14 protein-coding genes are annotated in these 19,000 nt (G+C 30.7%); 2 read left to right on the plus strand and 12 right to left on the minus strand.

Going from position 1 to position 19,000, the window contains the following annotated elements:
• Positions 1 to 49 precede the first annotated feature (49 nt).
• Genes L8X50_RS04935 through hsdR form a run of 3 tightly spaced genes read right to left on the minus strand, consistent with a single transcriptional unit; the run spans position 50 to position 6,005 of the window.
• On the minus strand, positions 50 to 1,291 hold the full coding sequence (locus tag L8X50_RS04935) for a restriction endonuclease subunit S (RefSeq protein ID WP_412175484.1): 1,242 nt from the start codon (positions 1,289 to 1,291) through the stop codon (positions 50 to 52).
• Positions 1,281 to 3,689, minus strand: coding sequence for an AAA family ATPase (locus L8X50_RS04940; RefSeq protein WP_263660543.1), 2,409 nt, complete (start codon positions 3,687 to 3,689; stop codon positions 1,281 to 1,283). The genes L8X50_RS04935 and L8X50_RS04940 overlap by 11 nt, the downstream gene beginning before the upstream one ends.
• 3 nt (positions 3,690 to 3,692) lie before the next feature.
• Positions 3,693 to 6,005 carry an EcoAI/FtnUII family type I restriction enzme subunit R gene (gene hsdR / locus L8X50_RS04945; protein WP_263660544.1) on the minus strand — a complete coding sequence of 771 codons (2,313 nt, stop codon included), beginning with the start codon at positions 6,003 to 6,005 and terminating at the stop codon, positions 3,693 to 3,695.
• Positions 6,006 to 6,158: 153 nt separating this feature from the next.
• On the opposite strand from hsdR, the gene L8X50_RS04950 reads away from it, so the two are divergent.
• Positions 6,159 to 7,241 (plus strand): NAD(P)-dependent alcohol dehydrogenase, encoded by a 1,083-nt coding sequence (locus L8X50_RS04950; protein ID WP_263660545.1) that lies wholly within the window; start codon positions 6,159 to 6,161, stop codon positions 7,239 to 7,241.
• On the opposite strand, the gene L8X50_RS04955 is transcribed toward L8X50_RS04950, so the two are convergent.
• The 4 genes from L8X50_RS04955 to L8X50_RS04970 form a co-directional block, all read right to left on the minus strand.
• Positions 7,238 to 7,690 carry a lipocalin family protein gene (locus L8X50_RS04955; RefSeq protein WP_133319430.1) on the minus strand — a complete coding sequence of 151 codons (453 nt, stop codon included), beginning with the start codon at positions 7,688 to 7,690 and terminating at the stop codon, positions 7,238 to 7,240. The genes L8X50_RS04950 and L8X50_RS04955 overlap by 4 nt on opposite strands.
• Positions 7,687 to 8,016, minus strand: coding sequence for a MarR family transcription factor RrpA (gene rrpA, locus L8X50_RS04960; RefSeq protein WP_087700365.1), 330 nt, complete (start codon positions 8,014 to 8,016; stop codon positions 7,687 to 7,689). Before rrpA ends, L8X50_RS04955 begins: the two co-directional genes overlap by 4 nt.
• 226 nt (positions 8,017 to 8,242) lie before the next feature.
• Positions 8,243 to 9,964: a GMC family oxidoreductase gene (locus tag L8X50_RS04965; RefSeq protein ID WP_263660546.1), complete on the minus strand. Its 1,722-nt coding sequence runs from the start codon at positions 9,962 to 9,964 to the stop codon at positions 8,243 to 8,245.
• 3 nt (positions 9,965 to 9,967) lie between these two features.
• Positions 9,968 to 10,696 carry a gluconate 2-dehydrogenase subunit 3 family protein gene (locus L8X50_RS04970; RefSeq protein WP_133319432.1) on the minus strand — a complete coding sequence of 243 codons (729 nt, stop codon included), beginning with the start codon at positions 10,694 to 10,696 and terminating at the stop codon, positions 9,968 to 9,970.
• A 233-nt stretch (positions 10,697 to 10,929) separates the two neighbouring features.
• Between L8X50_RS04970 and L8X50_RS04975 the strand changes: the two genes are divergently transcribed.
• Positions 10,930 to 11,514: an NAD(P)H-dependent oxidoreductase gene (locus tag L8X50_RS04975; RefSeq protein ID WP_263660547.1), complete on the plus strand. Its 585-nt coding sequence runs from the start codon at positions 10,930 to 10,932 to the stop codon at positions 11,512 to 11,514.
• Here L8X50_RS04975 and L8X50_RS04980 read toward each other — a convergent pair.
• Genes L8X50_RS04980 through L8X50_RS05000 form a run of 5 tightly spaced genes read right to left on the minus strand, consistent with a single transcriptional unit; the run spans position 11,504 to position 18,986 of the window.
• A complete protein-coding gene (locus tag L8X50_RS04980; protein WP_263660548.1) occupies positions 11,504 to 13,321 on the minus strand; it encodes a dynamin family protein in 1,818 nt (605 codons plus the stop codon). The genes L8X50_RS04975 and L8X50_RS04980 overlap by 11 nt on opposite strands.
• Positions 13,311 to 15,536, minus strand: a complete 2,226-nt coding sequence (locus L8X50_RS04985) for a dynamin family protein (protein WP_263660549.1) — start codon at positions 15,534 to 15,536, stop codon at positions 13,311 to 13,313. The genes L8X50_RS04980 and L8X50_RS04985 overlap by 11 nt, the downstream gene beginning before the upstream one ends.
• A complete protein-coding gene (locus L8X50_RS04990; RefSeq protein WP_012661078.1) occupies positions 15,514 to 16,239 on the minus strand; it encodes a fumarate reductase iron-sulfur subunit in 726 nt (241 codons plus the stop codon). Before L8X50_RS04990 ends, L8X50_RS04985 begins: the two co-directional genes overlap by 23 nt.
• Complete coding sequence (locus L8X50_RS04995; protein ID WP_220566271.1) at positions 16,232 to 18,223, minus strand: fumarate reductase flavoprotein subunit; 1,992 nt, start codon at positions 18,221 to 18,223, stop codon at positions 16,232 to 16,234. The genes L8X50_RS04990 and L8X50_RS04995 overlap by 8 nt, the downstream gene beginning before the upstream one ends.
• Positions 18,207 to 18,986, minus strand: coding sequence for a fumarate reductase cytochrome b subunit (locus tag L8X50_RS05000; RefSeq protein WP_070255907.1), 780 nt, complete (start codon positions 18,984 to 18,986; stop codon positions 18,207 to 18,209). The genes L8X50_RS04995 and L8X50_RS05000 overlap by 17 nt, the downstream gene beginning before the upstream one ends.
• Positions 18,987 to 19,000: the final 14 nt, after the last annotated feature.

Raw genomic sequence — 19,000 nt, forward strand, 5'->3', positions numbered from 1 at the left:
TTTTAGCATATTTAGTCCATATGTTAAAATTTGATAAAAATTTTAACATTTACAATCTTCCTTGAAAAGCTTTATCTAGCAAGGACTTTTTAAGCTCTTGTAGATTTTTTATCTGCATTTGATAGTTTTGTTTTAAATTTTTTACATTAGAAGAAAGCTCATCTAAATAAGAAGCGATTTGCTCTTGTTCTTTGAGTGAGGGCATGGGGATTTGTAATTTAGAAAATTCTGTTTTATTTATAATTGGTAAAGTAGTTTGAGAAGCATTTTTTTTAAGAATTTCTTGAAAATAGTTACTTAGGCATACAAAAAATAAATACTTTGAAACAAAAGCAGAATTTGGAATAATGGCATTAATCTGTTGATTACAACTCCCATTAACTCCACTTAATCCTACTTTCCCGATAGAAGCACCTATACAAACTACCAAAATTGTATCTTTTGGTAAATTTCTTGCATTATCAAAGCCTAATTTTGATAAGTTATCGCTAGCAAATTTTATTATCATATCTCCATTTAAATCACTAGGCTTAAATAGCGGATACTCATTTCCATAAAAATTCGGATTATTTTTACTAGGTGTTGTTCCGGTAATTATTTCTCCAATTTCCCCTAAGCTTTTCCATTCCCAACCTTGTGGGAGTTTATAGTTTTCCTTAGCATTATCTTTTAAAGGGTCAAAAGCTTTTTGCAAGGTACTTTGCATTAACTCATCTAAATTTAGCAAATCTTGCTCTAAAATTTTAATACTTTCATCTATCTTTGCAAAACTCTCATCTAAAATCCCCACTATCCTTTCTTGCTCTTGTAAAGGTGGTAGTGGGATTTTAATTTGCTTTAATATAGTTAAATTTAGATTATTTTGAGCTGCCCCACGCCCCTTACTGCAAATTTCATCTTTTATACTTCTTAAAAAATACATTAAATATAAACTATTTATGTTATTTTCTTTTATATTTATTCCTGCAATAGCTTGATTTGTTGTTGCATCTATATCTAAAATAGCAACCTCACCCAAAGTAGCAAAAATAGAATAAAGTAAAGTTCCTTTTTTAAACAATTTTGCTGAAGAATTTTTTAAACCATCTTCGGTGATAAATTCTTCAGTAGTAGAAATAAATTTTTCTTTAATGTCTTTTATCTTTACCCAAGGTATAGTTCCATTCTCCCAATATTCTTTTTTATTTCTTGACGGAGTTCCACCACTTGAAATTTCAGCAATATCACCAAGTTTTTTAACTTCCCAACCCTGCGGTAATTTTGTCATTGAATAGCTTATTTTATCCATCATTGCTTATACTTCTTACAAGTGCTTTAAATTGATTTTTATCATTTTTTTTCATCATTTTTAAAACAAAACTAGCTATTTTTTTGCTTTCTTCTATATCAATAGGTTGCATCCCCCTGCTAAATATCTCTCTCAAATGCGAATATTCATTGTGATACCTATTTGTAATACTTGCTACCATTTTTTGATGATTTTCGTCAATATTATCACTTTGATATGTATCATTAAAAAATCTTTCGATTAATTCTTGATTTAAACTCTCAAAATTATTTGGATATTTAAAAAATAAATAAATCTCAAGAAATTTTCTTAAATTATTTCCAAAATTATAAACAATGGAAGTTTTTAAATCTTCATTGTGCATATCATCAATATTTTTAAAATTATAGATTTGTTCAAAAAGATAATTAAATTCTGTTGTATATTTTTTCAAGCATTTTGATAGATTTTTAATTTCGCTTGTTTCCATACTTTCTTTGACACTTTTTTCAATAAAATAGTATTGTGGAAACTCATACTCTGTTTTATCGTTTTCATTTTGTTTAGGTTTGCTTTTCTTTAATCTTTTTATATATTTTAAAAAATCTAAATTGTGAGTAGATATAAAAAATTGCTCAAAAGAATCTTTTTTTATTATTTCATTTTCTATTAAAGAAAAAATAAAAAATATATGATTGTTATCAAGACTGGAGATAGGGTCGTCTATCCATATTATAGGATTTTTATCTTTGGTGTTTGCATCTTCCAAACTTGCTACAAAATAACAAAAAGCTACCAAGCTACACTCACCCTCACTTAAATTCTTAGCTTGTTTGCCATTTCTTAAAATTTCAAACTCTCCATTTAATTGTCCTTTATCGTCTTTTTTTGCTTTTAATTCTAATAAATTGTGTCCAAAATATGATTTTAAATATTTACTTATATTGCTTGTAGAAGTTTCTAGATTACTAAGCTTTGCCTTATAATTTTCTATTCTTTTATTTAAAAGGTTTATTTTGTTGTCTTGTGTTTTAATACTTTCATCCAAAGTATTTATATTTTGTTGTAAGGTTTCAATTTCATCTTGTATAGCAAAATAATCGCTATCTTTAGCAAACTTTACTACTTCATTCAATCTTAATCTTTCTCTTGCTTCATTTTGATTTGTTAATAATTTTTCTGTATATTCATCATTTTCTTTGCATAAATTTTCAATTTTATTTAATATTAAAAATATCTCATCTGAAAAATCATTTATGTTTTCTAATTTTATAGGAGTAAAAACATCTTTTTGTTTTTGCTTTAATTTTTCTTCTATTTTTAATAACTCTTCGTTGTATTTTTCAATACTTACTCCTAGCTGTTCTCTCAAGTCAATAAAACTATCTTTATAGTTAGAATAAAAATTTTCATATTCAATACCTAGCAATAAATTTTTTGATTCTAGTTTATAACTTTCAAAATTATCTAATAAATATTTTAATTCTTTTTCAATCTGTTCTTTTTCTCCACTATCATCTTTTGTGTTGTTTTCAATCCAAGCTATTCTTTCTAATGTTAAAGGATTATTACAAAATTTACATTGCTGTGTAGATGAATGTTTTTTATGAAATTTTAAACCTTCTTCTAACCATTGTCTTAATTCGCTTGTTAAATTTTCTTTAATGATAATTTCTTTTTCAAGAATTTCTGATGAATGTTTTAAAATATTTTGAAAACTATTTTTATTAAAATTGATTGTAAAATTTATATTTTGTTTCTCTTTATCTTCTAAAATTTTTATAAGTTGATTTTGTGTTTCATCGTTAAGAATATAGATATTTACATCATTTTTAATTACAACTAAATCTTTTTCTAAATTTCTCTTGTTATAGTCATTACCTTGTTTTGTCAAATTTGAACTACTTTTTATAACTTTAGCTTTATTTGCAAGGTTTTCATTTAAAGTTTTTATCTTATCTTGTTGTTTTTTAAAAATATCATCTTGATTTATTTGTGTATTTTTTAACTTCTCACATCTTTTTGCTAAAATTTCTTCTCTTTTTTCAATTATTTCATTTATGTTTTTTTGCTCCACCCCTATACTTTTAAAGCCTTTTATATCTCCTTTTTTATCATATAAATAATTTAAATTTTCCTTTACAAAATCACTATTATAAACCCTAATATCTAGATTAGAATTTACCACATTATTTTGGGTTAAAAAACTACCATCTTCTAATTTTATTTTAAAATTTCCATCCAAAAAATCTTCATTATGTTTTTTAAGCTCAAAACTTCTAGCTATCCTTGAAAGTGTAGTTTTACCTGAATAATTTCTACCATAAAAAATATTAATTGTTTTAAATTCTTCAAGATTATTACCCCATTTAAAATTTTTATAAGAGCCAAAATTTATTTCATCAAAATTTAAAATTTTCATTTTTTACCTCGCATAAATCTCCCTTTGTAAATCATCAATGCATTGTTTTAAATTTTCCATACCTTCAAATTCACCCACTAGCTCTTTTACGCTGCCTAAAGAGCTAAGATCTATAAGTGTTTTTAACCCGCTATCAAAGTCTTTTATGCCATACTCTTGATACCTATTTAGTAAAAATTCCACAAGCTTTAAGGCTTTTTCTTTTTGGAAGCGTTTTAAAAATGCACTATTTTTTACATTTAGCACGCGTTCATGGCGTGTTTTTATCTCGCTGTTAAAGCTTAAGTGTGCTAGCACATCATACACATCGCAGTCTTTTTGCTCAAAAATAGCTGTCAATTCTTCCAAAACCTGCTCGCTTATGCGGTCTTTTTCAAGTTTTTGTAAAAATTCTTTCCTGCTCGCTTGGTTACTCCAAATCTCGCGTAATTTTGTCTCATCGTTATAAAATTCTGCTAGCTTTCCTACTAAAAATTCCAAAAATTCTTTTGCACTAAGTGGCTTGTCGCTATCTCCTATGTAGCTTGTCGTTATATCAAGCACTTTTAGCTTTGTGCCTTTTAAATGCACGGTGACTTCTTTTTGCTTGGTTGCTTCTTTAGGGTTGCTTTGCTCTCTTTTGTTTTGTATAATTTTTACTTCGGTTTTTTCTTCATCTTTGATCTGCTCGCCATCCCATTTAGGATCATAAAAAAGTCTTGTTACTCCGGTAAAATCTAGTATAGTAAAAAAGTCTTTTCCCTCATATACCCTAGTGCCTCTTCCGATGATTTGCTTAAATTCTATGATAGAACCTATATTTGCCAAAAGCACTATGTTGCGGACATTTCTAGCATCTACTCCTGTGGTTAGCATTTTAGAACTAGTAAGTATCACAGGGTAGCTTTTGTCATTATCTTGAAACTGCTTTAAGTACTCAAGCCCTATTTTACCCTCATCGCTTGTAACCCTCACGCAGTAGTCATCTCTTTTTACACTTTTAAATTTATCAATGGATCTTTTTACTTCACTTGCATGAGCTTGGTTAGCACAAAAGATGATGGTTTTATCCATAGGGTTGATGAGCTTTAAAATTTCTTTAGCTAGAAAGTCGTTGTATTGAGGTAAGTGAATATTTCTTTCAAATTCATTGATCTTATAAAAGCCTTTTTCTAACTCACCTTCTATGATATCATCAGGGTTATACACATAGCCTTCACTAAGCGTAGTCGTAACACGCTTAACTTTATAGGGAGTTAAAAAGCCATCTTCTATACCATCTTTAAGACTATACTCATATATACTCTCACCAAAATACCTATAAGTATCTACATTATCGCTTTTTTTAGGCGTAGCAGTAAGCCCTAAATGCGTAGCCGATGAAAAATACTCTAGCACCCCTGCCCAACTACCTTCTTCATTCGCTCCACCTCTGTGACATTCATCGATGATGATAAGATCAAAAAAGTCTTTGGGGTATTGTAAGTAGAATTTGCTTTCTTGCTCTTCATTAGCGTTTTCTTGTTCTTTTGAATTTGAAGCTAGACTTTGATAAATTCCAAAAAACACATTTGCACTTGTAGGTACTCTACCATTATTTTTTCTCAACTCTTGCGCACTCACTGCCACGCAATCGCCCTCTATAGGATTAAACTCTCCTAAAGCTTGATCTCTTAAACTCACCCTATCACATAAAAATAATATCTTAGGTTTTTTGTCTTGATTTGTTTTATTCCACCTAGCTTCAAGCAAACGATAACACAAAGCAAAAGCTATGGTAGTTTTACCTGTGCCTGTAGCAAGAGTGAGTAAAATTCTATTTTTACCGTTAATCAAAGCTTCTATGACTTTATCAACTGCGATCTTTTGATAATATCTTAATTCTTTTTGGGGTATGTATAATTCTCGCTGTGATAAAAGCTTGTATTGCCATTCTTTTAAATTTCCATAAATCCTAGCAAAAAGCTCATTTGGGGTTGGAAATTTTTCTATATACTCACCGCTTGAAGTTTTTAGGTTGTATTCATGAATTTTATCGCCATTAGTGCTATATACAAATGCTACATTTAAAATTTTAGCATATTCTATGCCTTGAGACAGGCCATCTAAAGGATCTTTGCTTTGTTTTTTAGCTTCTATAATAGCAAGATTATTGTTTTGAAATTTCAACAAATAATCTGCAAATTTTCTTTCGCCTCTTTTATTTCCTATAAGCTTACGCCCATCGGTAAAATAATAATTTCTTATGATATTTTCTTCACTCCAAGAGCTAGCGTGAAGTTTTACATCTATGAGTTTAACTCTAGTATCATCTTCTGAAAAATGCTTAAGTTCCATGGCTTCCTTATGGATAAAAAATTTAAATAATTATACCATAAAAATCAAACCAAAACCCACAAACGCACCTTTAGTATAGTATCTTACTTTATTTTCCCTATTGCAATAAAAACCTAGCTTTATTATAATTTCAAAAACCACAAAGGAGAGAAAATGGACTCAAAAATCTTTTTAGAAAATGGTCGTGTTAAGAGCAAAGGTTATGCTATGCTTAGCAAGGATTCTAAATTTACACCTTTTGAATTTACACGCCATAAAGTAGGCAAAAACGACATCTTAATCGCTATCAAGTACGCAGGAATTTGCCATAGCGACATACACACTGCAAGAAGCGAATGGGGCGAAGCAACCTATCCTTGCGTACCTGGCCATGAGATAGCAGGAGAAGTCATCGCAGTGGGTGAAAATGTGAGTAAATTTAAAGTAGGTGATTTTGCTGGGGTTGGGTGCATGGTAAACTCATGCGGAGAGTGCGAAGCATGCAAAAAATCTCAAGAGCAATTTTGCGAAAATGGAAAAACCATCTACACTTATAACTGCAAAGATGTATTTCATGATAATGAAAACACCTATGGAGGCTACTCAAATAACATCGTAGTAAGTGAAAAATTTGCTATCAATGTACCAAAAAATGCTCCACTTGAAAAGATAGCACCTTTACTTTGTGCGGGTATTACTACCTACTCACCGCTTAAATTTTCAAATATCAAAGAAGGTTCAAGCGTAGCTATAGCAGGATTTGGTGGACTTGGTATGATGGCAGTAAAATATGCTGTGAAAATGGGTGCAAAAGTAAGTGTTTTTGCAAGAAATGAAAACAAAAAAACACAAGCTCTAGCTATGGGTGTGAGTAATTTTTATACTAGTACAGATAAAAGTACAGTAAAAGAAAGATTTGACCTCATCATCTCCACCATACCAACCCCTTATGATCCGCTAGCTTATATGGATTTATTAAAATTTGGTGGTGAGATGGCTATAGTAGGATTACCTCCACATGAAGTAAGCCCTAGCATTAATATCATTCATTTTGTACATAAAGCAGGTAAAAAAGTATATGGCTCGCTTATTGGGGGCATTAAAGAAACTCAAGAAATGCTTGATTTTTCTTTAGAACATGGAATTTATCCTGAAATTGAACTCATCAAACCAAGCGAGATTGACAAAGCTTATGAAAACCTCACTTCAGGAAAAGCCAAATTCCGCTATGTAATCGATATGAGTGAGCAGGATTAATACTCATCAAAAATCACATCACTAGTGTCAAAACCTCTTTGTTTGGCTATTTCAAGCAAAGAGGTTATTTGCTCTTTTGCTAAAATCTCTCTTGATAAAATCCAAAGATATTTTTTATCAGGACTACCTACGATAGAAACTTGATAATTTGTATCAATGTAAACAATCTCATAATTTGGCTTGTTAAAAACATTCATAAAAATACTAAATTTAACCGCTAAAGATCTTGGTGATTTTACCCTAGCTTTGCCATTTGCTTGAGAGATTTCTCCATTTTCTTTAGTGCATATATTTTTGACTTTGATTATAGGCGTAGAGCCTTCATACTCTAGCTCATATTCTGCCTTAGCACTTTTGCAAGTTTTTTGAAAAAATGCAGGTTTTCTAGCCATTTCTAACCATGTGCCCATGTATTTTTCTAAATTTATACCATCTAATAATTCTATCATTTTTCTTCCTTTTGATTTGCCTCGCCCCAATCACACATCGCTTGTAAAATAGGAATTAAACTTTGACCTTTTTTAGCAAGACGGTATTCTACTTTTGGAGGGATTTGTGGGTATTCTTTACGCGTGATTAAATCATCATTTTCAAGCTCTCTTAAAGTATGTGTTAAAGTCTTAAAAGAAATATTACCAAGATATCTTTTAAGTTCATTATATCTTACTACTTCATAGCGAAATAAACAGTACAAAACGCTCATCTTATACTTTCCCGAAATCAAAGATAAAGTATAATTAAATCCGCATTCCGTAAAATCGCACTTTTCTTCCATATACTTTCCTTTTATATAGCATCATGCTTTTTTATATTATAATCCAAAATCATTTTTTATCAAAATGAAAACAAATTAAAAATGGTTTCGATGTATTTCATCACAAATCTTATCATTGCTGCTATTGTTGGTGGGGCATGCAGGGCTGCGCTTCATTTATGGAAAAAGAAAAAAGAAAAAGATAGTAGTGAAAAATAATATGTGAAGCAAAATGCTTCACATATATCTATACTAATTGTCTATCATTTTTATGATATTTTAAAATACCCTCTGCACAACGATAAGCCAAAGCTCCAACTGTATCAGTAGGATTATATCCGCTATTGTGCTGAAAATTTCCTGCACCCACAACAAAAAGATTATCCATATCCCAATGTTGCAAATAAGTATTAACAACACTTGTTCGAGGATCAGCACCCATAGTAGTTCCACCCGTATTATGTGTAGATTGATAAGGCACAATACTATAATCTTTTAAATAAGTTCCTTTTTTAATTGATCTCACTCCTTGCATTTTTTTAGCTACTTCAGCTGTTTTATCTGTTATAAATTTATGCAAAGCGCGATCTTGATCTGTAAAATTATAAGTAAGTCTTACGAGTGGCGTTCCAAAAGCATCTTTATAGGTTGGATCTAAACTCAAATAGTTACTTTTATGTGGTAAAGATGCGCCTTGCCCTCCCACTGTAATGGCTCTTGTAAAATTATAGTTTAAAGCTTTTTTAAATTCAGCTCCCCAACTTGGAGTTCCTTTTGGCAGAGGAGCTGATTGGATAGGGCGATTTCCAAGTTGCACACTATAAATCATAGCTCCGTGTAAAAACTTCTCTTTTGAGTGATCAAAATTATCCCCATTATAATCATCGCAAGTTGTACCCAAAGCACCTGAACCCATATATGTATTAAATTGCTCATCAAAAAATGCTGTTGTTCCCATATTGATTTGATAACAATAGTTTTTACCTAAAGTACCTTTGCCTGTATTTGGATCGTATTGCTCACCTATACCACTTACCATTAAAAGCTTAGCATTGTTAAACATATAGCTTGTAAGCACTACAATATCTGCTGGCTGAATATACTCTTTCATAGTTCTAGTATCTACAAACCTAACTCCTGTAGCTTTGCCATCTTTTTTTAGTATTTCTATAACATTACTATGAGTTCTTATAGTATATTTTCCTGTACTCATGGCTTTAGGTATGACAGTATTAATAGGACTAGCCTTAGCACCATACTCACAACCAAAACGCTCACAATAAGCACAATATTGACATGGGGCTAGATCTTGACCATCTGGATTAGTATAACCGCCTTTTGAATTAGCCGCAGGTAATCTAAATGGATGTAATTTCATTTCTTTTGCAGCTTTTTCGAAGCGTTTAAGCATTTTAGTATTTTCTAAAGGTTCTTGCGGATAAGGACTTGATCTAAACAAACCCATTTTTTCAGCAAGTGGGTTTTCTTCTCCACAAATTCCACAAGTTTTTTCAAACTTATCATAATAAGGTTCCATATCTTTATAGGTTAAACCCCAATCTTGCAAGGTATAATCATCACCTAATTTATTACCATATCTTTCAAAACTTTTTGTTTTAATCTCAAAATCATAAGGTAAAAATCTAAAGGTCCAACCATTCCAATGCACCCCTGCACCACCAACATTACTTCCAAGTAAAAAAGATCCCATTTTTCTATATGGTAAAGCTAAACCATTGACATTATGGCGAAAAGTTACTGTATCTTTTGAGCAATCTTGCATTAAACCATAGTTAATACCATATCTCCACTCATCGTGAATCATTGCAAAATTTTCCGTAGTTTGCATCATACCACGCTCTAAGCTCAAGACAGTCAATCCAGCTTTGGTAAGTTCTGCTGCAACTATACCACCTGTCCAACCAGCTCCTACTGTTACCACATCTACTTTTTTTAATACTTCTACCATAATTCATCCCTCCATATCAGCTAAGCTCATAGGCTCTATGTCAAAAAACTCATCACTTGCAATTTTATCAATATAACTCATTTGAGCACCAGGATATTGCATCATTCTCCATCCATTTTTATTATCATTACCACCATAAATTGGATCAGACAAAACTCCAGCTATTGTCATATCCCTTAAAAGAGTAAAAAATTCAGAAGATTTAAATCCTATGAAATCGATTTTATTTTTTTCTAAATCAACTAAAATTTTATCCTGCTCAACTCCTTTTAAAGATGAAAAAGTTTTTTTATAACGCTTTTGAGATATTATTTCCAAAGCTTTAACACCCTCTAAAAAAATCTCATTACGCTTCATTGGGGTTTGATAACCTTGCTCAGCAATTCCTTCTATAAATGGTCCTTGTAAGTATTCTCTATCATTATAACCATAAGCTGAAGCTAATTGATTATCAATAAAATAAGGTACGCCTAAGCCTATAGCACCATCACCTTGCTCATCTTTTGGATAAATTCTCTCACATGCTGCACTTAGATTATCAAAATCAGTCTGCACTTGAAAAAACATTTTTCCTCTTATTTTATTTGAACCTCCTTGTGTTTTCTTGTGCGCATGAGTTAATTCTGCAGCATGCAATATAGCTCCACCACTCATAGTGCTAGCAGCAACCACGCCGCCACCTAAAAGACTTAATTTAAAAAAATTTCTACGATCAATGACATTATCTTGCATATCTTCCTCCTTTTTATTGACAATATCAAATCATATCAATTCTATTCCTTGACTTTTTAATATAGTCTTAAATAAAAAAAATAATACTATTTTTGTATTATTTTAAAAAAATCAATCATAAAAAGTAACATATTTGTTTTAAACTTTCTTATAATATAGTATCTTACATAAACTTCAGCATTGAAATATAGTTATAGTTAAATTATAATTTTAAAAACATAAAAAGGAAAAATATGCAAAAAGTATTATTATTAAATGGTGCAAAAGATTTTGGACACTCCAAAGGAAGATTAAACACAAGCTTGCATGAGCTTGCACTTAAGACTTTACAAGAGCTTGGTTTACAAACCCAACAAACACACATAGATCAAGGCTATGATACAAACAATGAGGTAGAAAAAATTCTAAATGCTGATGTTTTGATTTGGCAAATGCCTGGTTGGTGGATGGGAGAGCCTTGGATAGTGAAAAAATACATTGACGATGTTTTCACAGCAGGACATGGAGTGTTTTATAAAAACGATGGTAGAAGCCATAATGAACCTACTAAAAATTATGGCACAGGTGGGCTTTTAAAAAATAAAAAATACATGCTTTCACTAACTTGGAACGCTCCAATACAAGCTTTTGATGATGAAAATGAATTCTTTAATGGAGTCGGAGTTAATGGAGTGTATTTACACTTTCACAAAGCACATGAGTTTTTAGGAATGAGTGCTTTACCTACTTTCATAGCAAATGATGTAATCAAAAATCCTCAAGTGCAAGAATATTTCACAAATTATAAAGCGCACTTAGAAAAAATTTTTAAAGCTTAGAAATTTGGGATTTGATGCTAGAAATCATTGATTTTTTAGCCTCAAATTCACTTTTTAAATTCAAAATAATCTGTCTTTTAGCTTCTGCAAAATCAACAAAACTTTGCATATAATTTTTATAAATTTTTAAAACCACAGGCTTATTTAAAAACAAATCTTCAAATTCATATACATTAAGCTCGGTTAATACTCTTTGGTGCACTTCACTTGCTTTTGGATGATACAAGCTAAACTCGGTACTATCAAGCTCGTAAAATTCTTTACTCGCATTCATTTTAGCACTAAAAAATCCTAAAGTAAGCTTAGTAGCACTCTCATAATTTGCCAAAGCTTTTAGATTAAGCTTTTCTAAAAATAGATCAAGTTCAAGTTGGCTTTTAAACAATAATTGTTTAAAATCTTTTAAAAAAAGTTCTTCACTAGCACTAGCAAAGCTTCTAAAACTAGCAAATTCTTTTTCACTTTCTAAGGCATTTTCTTTTTGTAAATTTGAAAATTGAGCCTTAAAAAGCAAAATTTGCTCTTCTAAATGAGTAAAAAATAAGGAAAAATCATCTTTAATTTGACTAAATTCTAAAGCGATTTCATTTTTTAATCTTTTAAATTCCTTATTCATTGCTTCAGAGTTATAAAACATAGCCAAAAACGCATCATCACTTGAAAGATATGGTGCTTTATAAGCAACTTTTTCATAAAGATTTTTCTTAAATAAACCCTTAGCTTCTTTATAATAACTACTATCTTTTTCTTTGATAAATTTTAAAATTTCTTGAGCAATTTTTTCTCCAACAAGTTTTAATTTATCCAAACAATTATGATTTAGAATTTTGATTTTTTGCTCTAGCTTGCTTGCTTTGAAAATTTGCAAAATAGCATTAAATTTAAGCTCTAATTGCTCTAGTGCATTTTGAAACAAATCATATTGATTTAACAAAAGCTCGCATAAATTACTAAGTTTTTCTTTAATAAAATCTTTTTTAATGCACTCATAATCAAGTTCTTTTAAATACTCATAAAGTAAAGGTAAATTTGACTTTTGCAAATCAAATTTTGCTTCTTTGCATGAAATTGCGATGATTTTTTCAAAATACTTATCAAAAACTAAATGTGCATAATTTAAAACATTTTCTAGCTCATCTTGACTTAACTTATCTTTTTGATTAAGCACACAAATTCCACCACGCTCTAAAAGCTTAGCATTTGCCTTTATAGCATCTTCTTCACTTTTTTTGCCTGCATTATCAATCAAACTAAGCCAAATAGCACTATGCATAAAAGAAAGCTCTTTAAAAGTAGTTAGCGTATCGGTGGTGTTTGCATTTAAACCTGGGGTATCTATAAGTGTGATATCTTTTAAAAGCTCAATAGGTGCAAAAAGGTGCAAACTTTTAGTTTCTTTTAGCTCATTTCTTTGATCGCTAAATTTAGAAAGTTCGTCTATATCAACAATCTCATCACTGCCATCTTCATATTCAACTCTTAAAAAATACTCCTTAGCATAGCGTAAAAAAGTAGGCTTAAAAGTCACTGGCACCACGCCTGTTGGCAGGCATTCTTTTTGTAAAATTAAATTTAAAAGCGTAGATTTACCACTAGAAAATTGCCCTATAATAGCCACATTAATGGCTCTTTTATAGCTAGCTATAATCATTTCAAGATCTTTTAAAAAGACATCATTTAAATGCAAACTCGGTTCTAAAAATGCATTTTTGATTGCTAAAATTTTTCCTTCAAAACTATCATCAAAACTTTTACAATAAGCATTTTCATAAGCTTTTAAAAAATCATTAATCAAATCATTTTGCATTTAAAAGCTCCGTTTTTAAAGTCTTTAAACTTTGTAATTTTGTATTGTTTTTTTCTAAAAACTCTTTGGAATTTTGTTCATTTTGTTCTATTTGTAAAATCAAGTCTTTTAAGTCTTTGATTTGCTCTTCTTGTTCTTTTTCGTATAATTTTAAACTAAATTCTAAATTAGTAAAAAATTCTTGATTATTTTTTAAATCTAGTGCGATTTTTTCTATATTAAATGTTTGTAATTTTTCTAAAATTTGATTTTCTAAAGAACTTTCTAATTTATAAATATCTTGCGTGGATTCTAAATTTTTTAAAAGTCCTGCTTTTAATGCCATAAAAAGATCATTGGTAAAAATGCTTTCTATTTTTGTTTCAACCTTACTTTTAAAATCATCACAATTTTGCTCTAAAATAGCTTTTAAAAAATCATATTTCACACTTAGAGTGTTTTTAAGCTCATTAATTTTATACTCACTTTGCTGTTTTAGCTCTCTTAAAAGATCAAAAATTCCATCTTTTAAAGTCGTATCAATGATAGTGTTTAATCTTTGAGTGTTGTTTTTAATTTTATTATTTTGATTATATTTTAACTCATCTATAAGTTTTTCTTTTAATTTCTTAGCTAGTAAATGCAAAAGTGTTAAAATTTCTTGAGTATTTTCATCTTTTGTGTTAAAAATAGCACTTAGTTCTGCTTTTACTTGCATTAATTTTTCTTTTTTTGCTTTAAAATCATTAACAATAGCTTGATTTTGCTTATCAAGCTCAAAGTTTTCATAATTTAGCATTTTATTAGAAAATTTAATTTTTTCTTCTATTTTTTCTAAATGCAATAATAATTCTTTTTTATAAGCACTTAGAGCGATTTTGTTTTTATCATATAAGCTTTTAGCTATAAGTTCTTCTAGTGTTAAAATATTACTTTGTTCTAAATTCCCACCTTTTTTTTGATAAAAATCATTAGCTAATTTTGAAGAAATACACACAAAATCTAAATTATCTAATAATTCTTGGCTAAGCTGCTTTTGTGCTAAATTTTCTTTGAGTTTATTTTTAGTATAGTTAATTACTTCTTGCAAGTCTTTTTGACTAAGCAAGTCAGCCTTAGTAAGCACAATCAAAAGCTTACTTACCCTTGAAGTTATCAAACATTCTATAATAAAATCACAATCTTTTTGACTAAGACTTTGAGAAGCATTCATAAGGTGGATTAAAAAATCAGCCTTACTTATATAATCTTTTGTTAAAAGCTCTCTTTGGATAATCACATCATCAAGTCCTGGAGTATCAACTATACAAACATTATCTTTTAAAAAATCAAGCGATGCAAAAAGCTCTATTTTTTTAATAAGTGCTGAGATTTTGTTTTTTGCACTAGTGTAATTTTTTAATTCTTCAATTTTTATTTCTATATTTTTATTTTCTTTTTCAATATACTCATTTAGATTAAAATTTTGTTCTAATTGTTTTATAAGCTCTTGCATATCTTGATTATCTTTAGAACTTTTTAAAATATCTTGCCATTCTTCATCATTCCAAAAATATATCTTAGCTTTTTGGTCTTTGCCGTATTTTAAAACACTCAAATTTGCAGTTTCAGGTACATTAGATACACCTAAAAAATCTTTTTTTAAAAGTGCATTTAGCATACTTGATTTACCTGCATTTACCACACCCGTTACCGCGATAGAAAAATCAATATTACTAAATTTAACCAAAGCTTCTTGTAAGAGTTTTTGAACTTTTTCATCTTCGCAAAGCTCTTGTAAGTTTTGATTAATGAGATCTAGTGTTTGATGTGAGTTTTTAACTTCTTGCTTGTAATCTTTTTGAATAACTTTTTGCCTAGATACAAAAGCACATATTAAAGTATTATCGGTGATTTTTTGAAGTTTTTCCAAGGCTTTTAAAAGCTCGTTTTTGTCTAAAATTCCCAAATTTAAAGCATTAATAAAACAAACCTGTGCATACTGTATACCATAAAGATCTAAGCGTAAATTTAAACTTTTCATCAAATTTTTAAATTCATTTAAAGCGCTAAATCTTTCATAATTATCAAGATTAGTACTTAAAACAATTGCTGCTTTTTGAGCGTCAATTAAACTTTCATCAAAAAGTGTATTTGTGTCAAGATAAACACTATGATTTTGCCAAATTTGTTTTAGTAAGGTTTTAAGTGCCCCCTTTTCTTGGGGGCTAGGATTATTTGTTTCTTTGAGCGACAAGCTGTCTTCTCATATAAGCAATTTTACTTTGTAAAGGTAGTTCTTTTGGACAATTATCTTCACATGCAAGTAAAGACATACATCCAAATACACCATCATCATCGCCCACTAATTCATAAAAATCCTCTATAGTTCTATGATCATGTGGATCTTGTAAATATCTAGCTGTTCTTAAAAGTCCAGTAGCTGCGATAAAGTCAGGTCTCATTAGCTTAGTCGCACAAGAAGCAACACAAATTCCACACTCTATACAACGATCAAGTTCAAAAGTCTCATCAGCAACTTCTGGCTCAATACGCTCTTCAAGTTTAGAAATATCTGTTTCTTTTTCATTATGCACCCAGCTTTCAACGCGTTTGCACATACCATCAAACCACTCACCTGTATTAACACTTAAATCTTTTATGTGTCTAAATGCAGGTAAAGGCATAAGCTCTATAACGCCATCTGGATAGTCTTTTGTCAATGTTTTACAAGCAAGTTTTGGCTTACCATTAATCATCATAGCACAGCTTCCGCAAATCCCTGCTCTACATACAAAGTCAAAACTCAAATCCGCATCCATTTTTTCTCTGATTTGAGTTAAGCACACAAAAATCGTCATAAATGGAGTTTCTTCAAGCTCATAAGTAACAAAATGAGGCTTAGAAATTTTACTTAATGGATTATATTTAAATGCTCTTATTGTTAATTTTCTACTCATAATCAACTCCTATTCTTTGATTTGGTGCTTTAAATTTAGCTTGTAATTCATAAGGCATTAAAGCATGTTGAATTTCATATCTACCTTTGCCTTCTGCTTCCATTTTTTCACGGATCGCATCAACTTCAGCTTGGCGTTTTTCACTTAATGGGTTTTCAATGATATTTCCTTTAGCACCATAACCTCTAAATGCAGGTGGGATTTCCATTTTCATAATATCAAGATCTTCATACTCAACTCTAGGCATACTTTCACCTTCTACCCAGTAAGTATTTGTTCTTTTCATCCAATTTAAATCATCTCTTTTTGGATAATCTTCTCTATAATGAGCCCCACGGCTTTCTGTTCTTAAAAGCGCACCATAAGCAACACATAAAGCAATTTTTAGCATTCTTGGAACCCTGTAAGCTTCTTCAAGCTCTGGATTTGCACATTTTAATTCTTTATCATGCACTTTTAGATCAAGTGATTTATGATATAACTCTTCAAGCTCTTTAACCGCTTCTTCAAGACCTTGACCTGTTCTAAAGATAGCTACTTTTTCCCACATAATGTCTTTCATTCTGTTTTTGATTTCAAATACATCATGTTTTCCTTCTTTACTTACAAGAGATTTTAAATAATCATACTCTTTAGAAAGGAAAGATTTAACGATGTTTGTATCAATTTCTGAACCATTTTCTTTACAATATTGTGCAAAATAATCCCCTACGATCATACCTGCAACAACAGTTTCTGAACATGAATTTCCACCCAAGCGGTTAAATCCGTGCATGTCCCAACAAGCTGCTTCACCACATGCAAAAAGACCATTTAGCCATTGACTTTCACCAGTTGGTTTTGTTCTAATACCACCCATTGAGTAATGTTGCATAGGTAAAACTGGTGCCCAGCCTTTTGGACCCTCATCAGCAGGATCAATGCCATTAAATGTTTTACAAATATCTTGAACATCACGAAGATTTTTTTCAACATGAGCACGACCAAGGATAGAAATATCAAGCCATAAATGATCTCCATAAGGGCTTTTTACCCCTTTTCCTTTTCTAATATGCTCCATCATTCTACGACTTACAACATCCCTACTTGCAAGTTCTTTTTTCTCAGGCTCATAATCAGGCATAAAGCGGTAACCATCAACATCTCTTAAGATACCACCATCACCTCTACAACCTTCAGTTAGTAAGATACCGCTTGGCACGATTGGAGTTGGATGAAATTGCACTGCTTCCATATTTGAAAGTCTACAAAGTCCAGTTTCAAGTGCAATAGCAGCTCCTGTACCTTCACAAATAACAGCATTTGTAGTTTGTTTATAAATTCTACCATAACCACCTGTTGCAATCATAGTTCCTCTAGCAACATAAGCAATTAATTCTCCATTAGTTAAATCTCTAGCAATAGCTCCTAAACATTTTTTACCATCATGAATTAATCTTACTGCTTCCATTCTATCGATGATTTTAACTTGATGTTTAATCGCTTCATTTGCCACACCATATAACATACAATGCCCTGTTGCATCAGCTATATAACATGTTCTCCATTTTTTAGTACCACCAAAGTCTCTTGCATTTATAAGACCATGTGCTTCTTCTTTTTCTTCGATAGTAGTTTTTTGAGCGTTTATAACAACAGTTCTAGGTCCTTTTGTAACTCTAGTCCAAGGCACACCCCAAGCAGCAAGCTCACGAACCGCTTTTGGAGCAGTTTGTGCAAACATTCTAGCTACTTCTTGATCACAGCCCCAGTCAGATCCTTTTACTGTGTCAGCAAAATGCACATCTTCATTATCACCTTCGCCTTTTACACTATTTCCTAAACTTGCTTGCATACCACCTTGTACAGCAGCTGAGTGAGATCTTTTAACCGGACAAATACTTAATAAAGTTACACTCTGACCACTTTTTGCAACTTCAATAGCAGCTCTTAAACCTGCAAGACCACCACCAATAACTAAAGCATCACTATATTGTATGTTCATATTTAGCTCCATCATAAGTTTTTACTATTTGCGCTACAGAGTTGTTTTGGTAATTATTAAGACCTATTTTTGCAAAAGCAGCTAAGCTTAATACACCTAAAACTAAGAAGAAAATACTAATAAACCATTTTGCTTTTTTAAGTTTTTTACGACTTTCTTTTGCATCTTTACCTTCAAACCAACCCCATTTTACACATAATCTATATAAACCAATACTTCCATGCAACTCAACACAGATTAATAAGGCAATATAAAATAACCACATAAAATGACTTACCACTCTATCGCCTGACATATCAGCACTGATTTTATCTGCATTAGTTATAACAAAAATCAAATGCGCTGAACCTAGGAAAAACATTACAAAACCAGTTGCAGCTTGAACCCACCATAAAGAAGAATCACCATGATTCATATATTTTAAGTGTGTTCTACAAAGTTGATATTGTCTAAAATTGATAGGAAATTTTCTCATTGCAAGACCTGCATGCACAAAGAAAATCACTAAAACACAGGCGGCTAAAAAAGAAGTGATGTAGCTCATCATAGGGCTATCAATGATAAATTTTAGTTCCAAAAAGTGAACTACTGAATCAAAAAAATCATCACTAACCAAAATGGTAGAAACGAAAAACATATGTGCCCACATAAACAAGCCTAAAATCAAGCCTGTTGCACTTTGAATATAGTCAAGTTTTGCTGGCATTTTGCTTTTTTTGCCATCAACACTCTTGCCTAAAAAACCTTCAATGAGTTGGCTCATATTTACTCCTTTAA

Source organism: Campylobacter sp. CNRCH_2013_0898h (genome assembly GCF_025772965.1).
Taxonomy (GTDB): Bacteria; Campylobacterota; Campylobacteria; order Campylobacterales; family Campylobacteraceae; genus Campylobacter_D; species Campylobacter_D lari_D.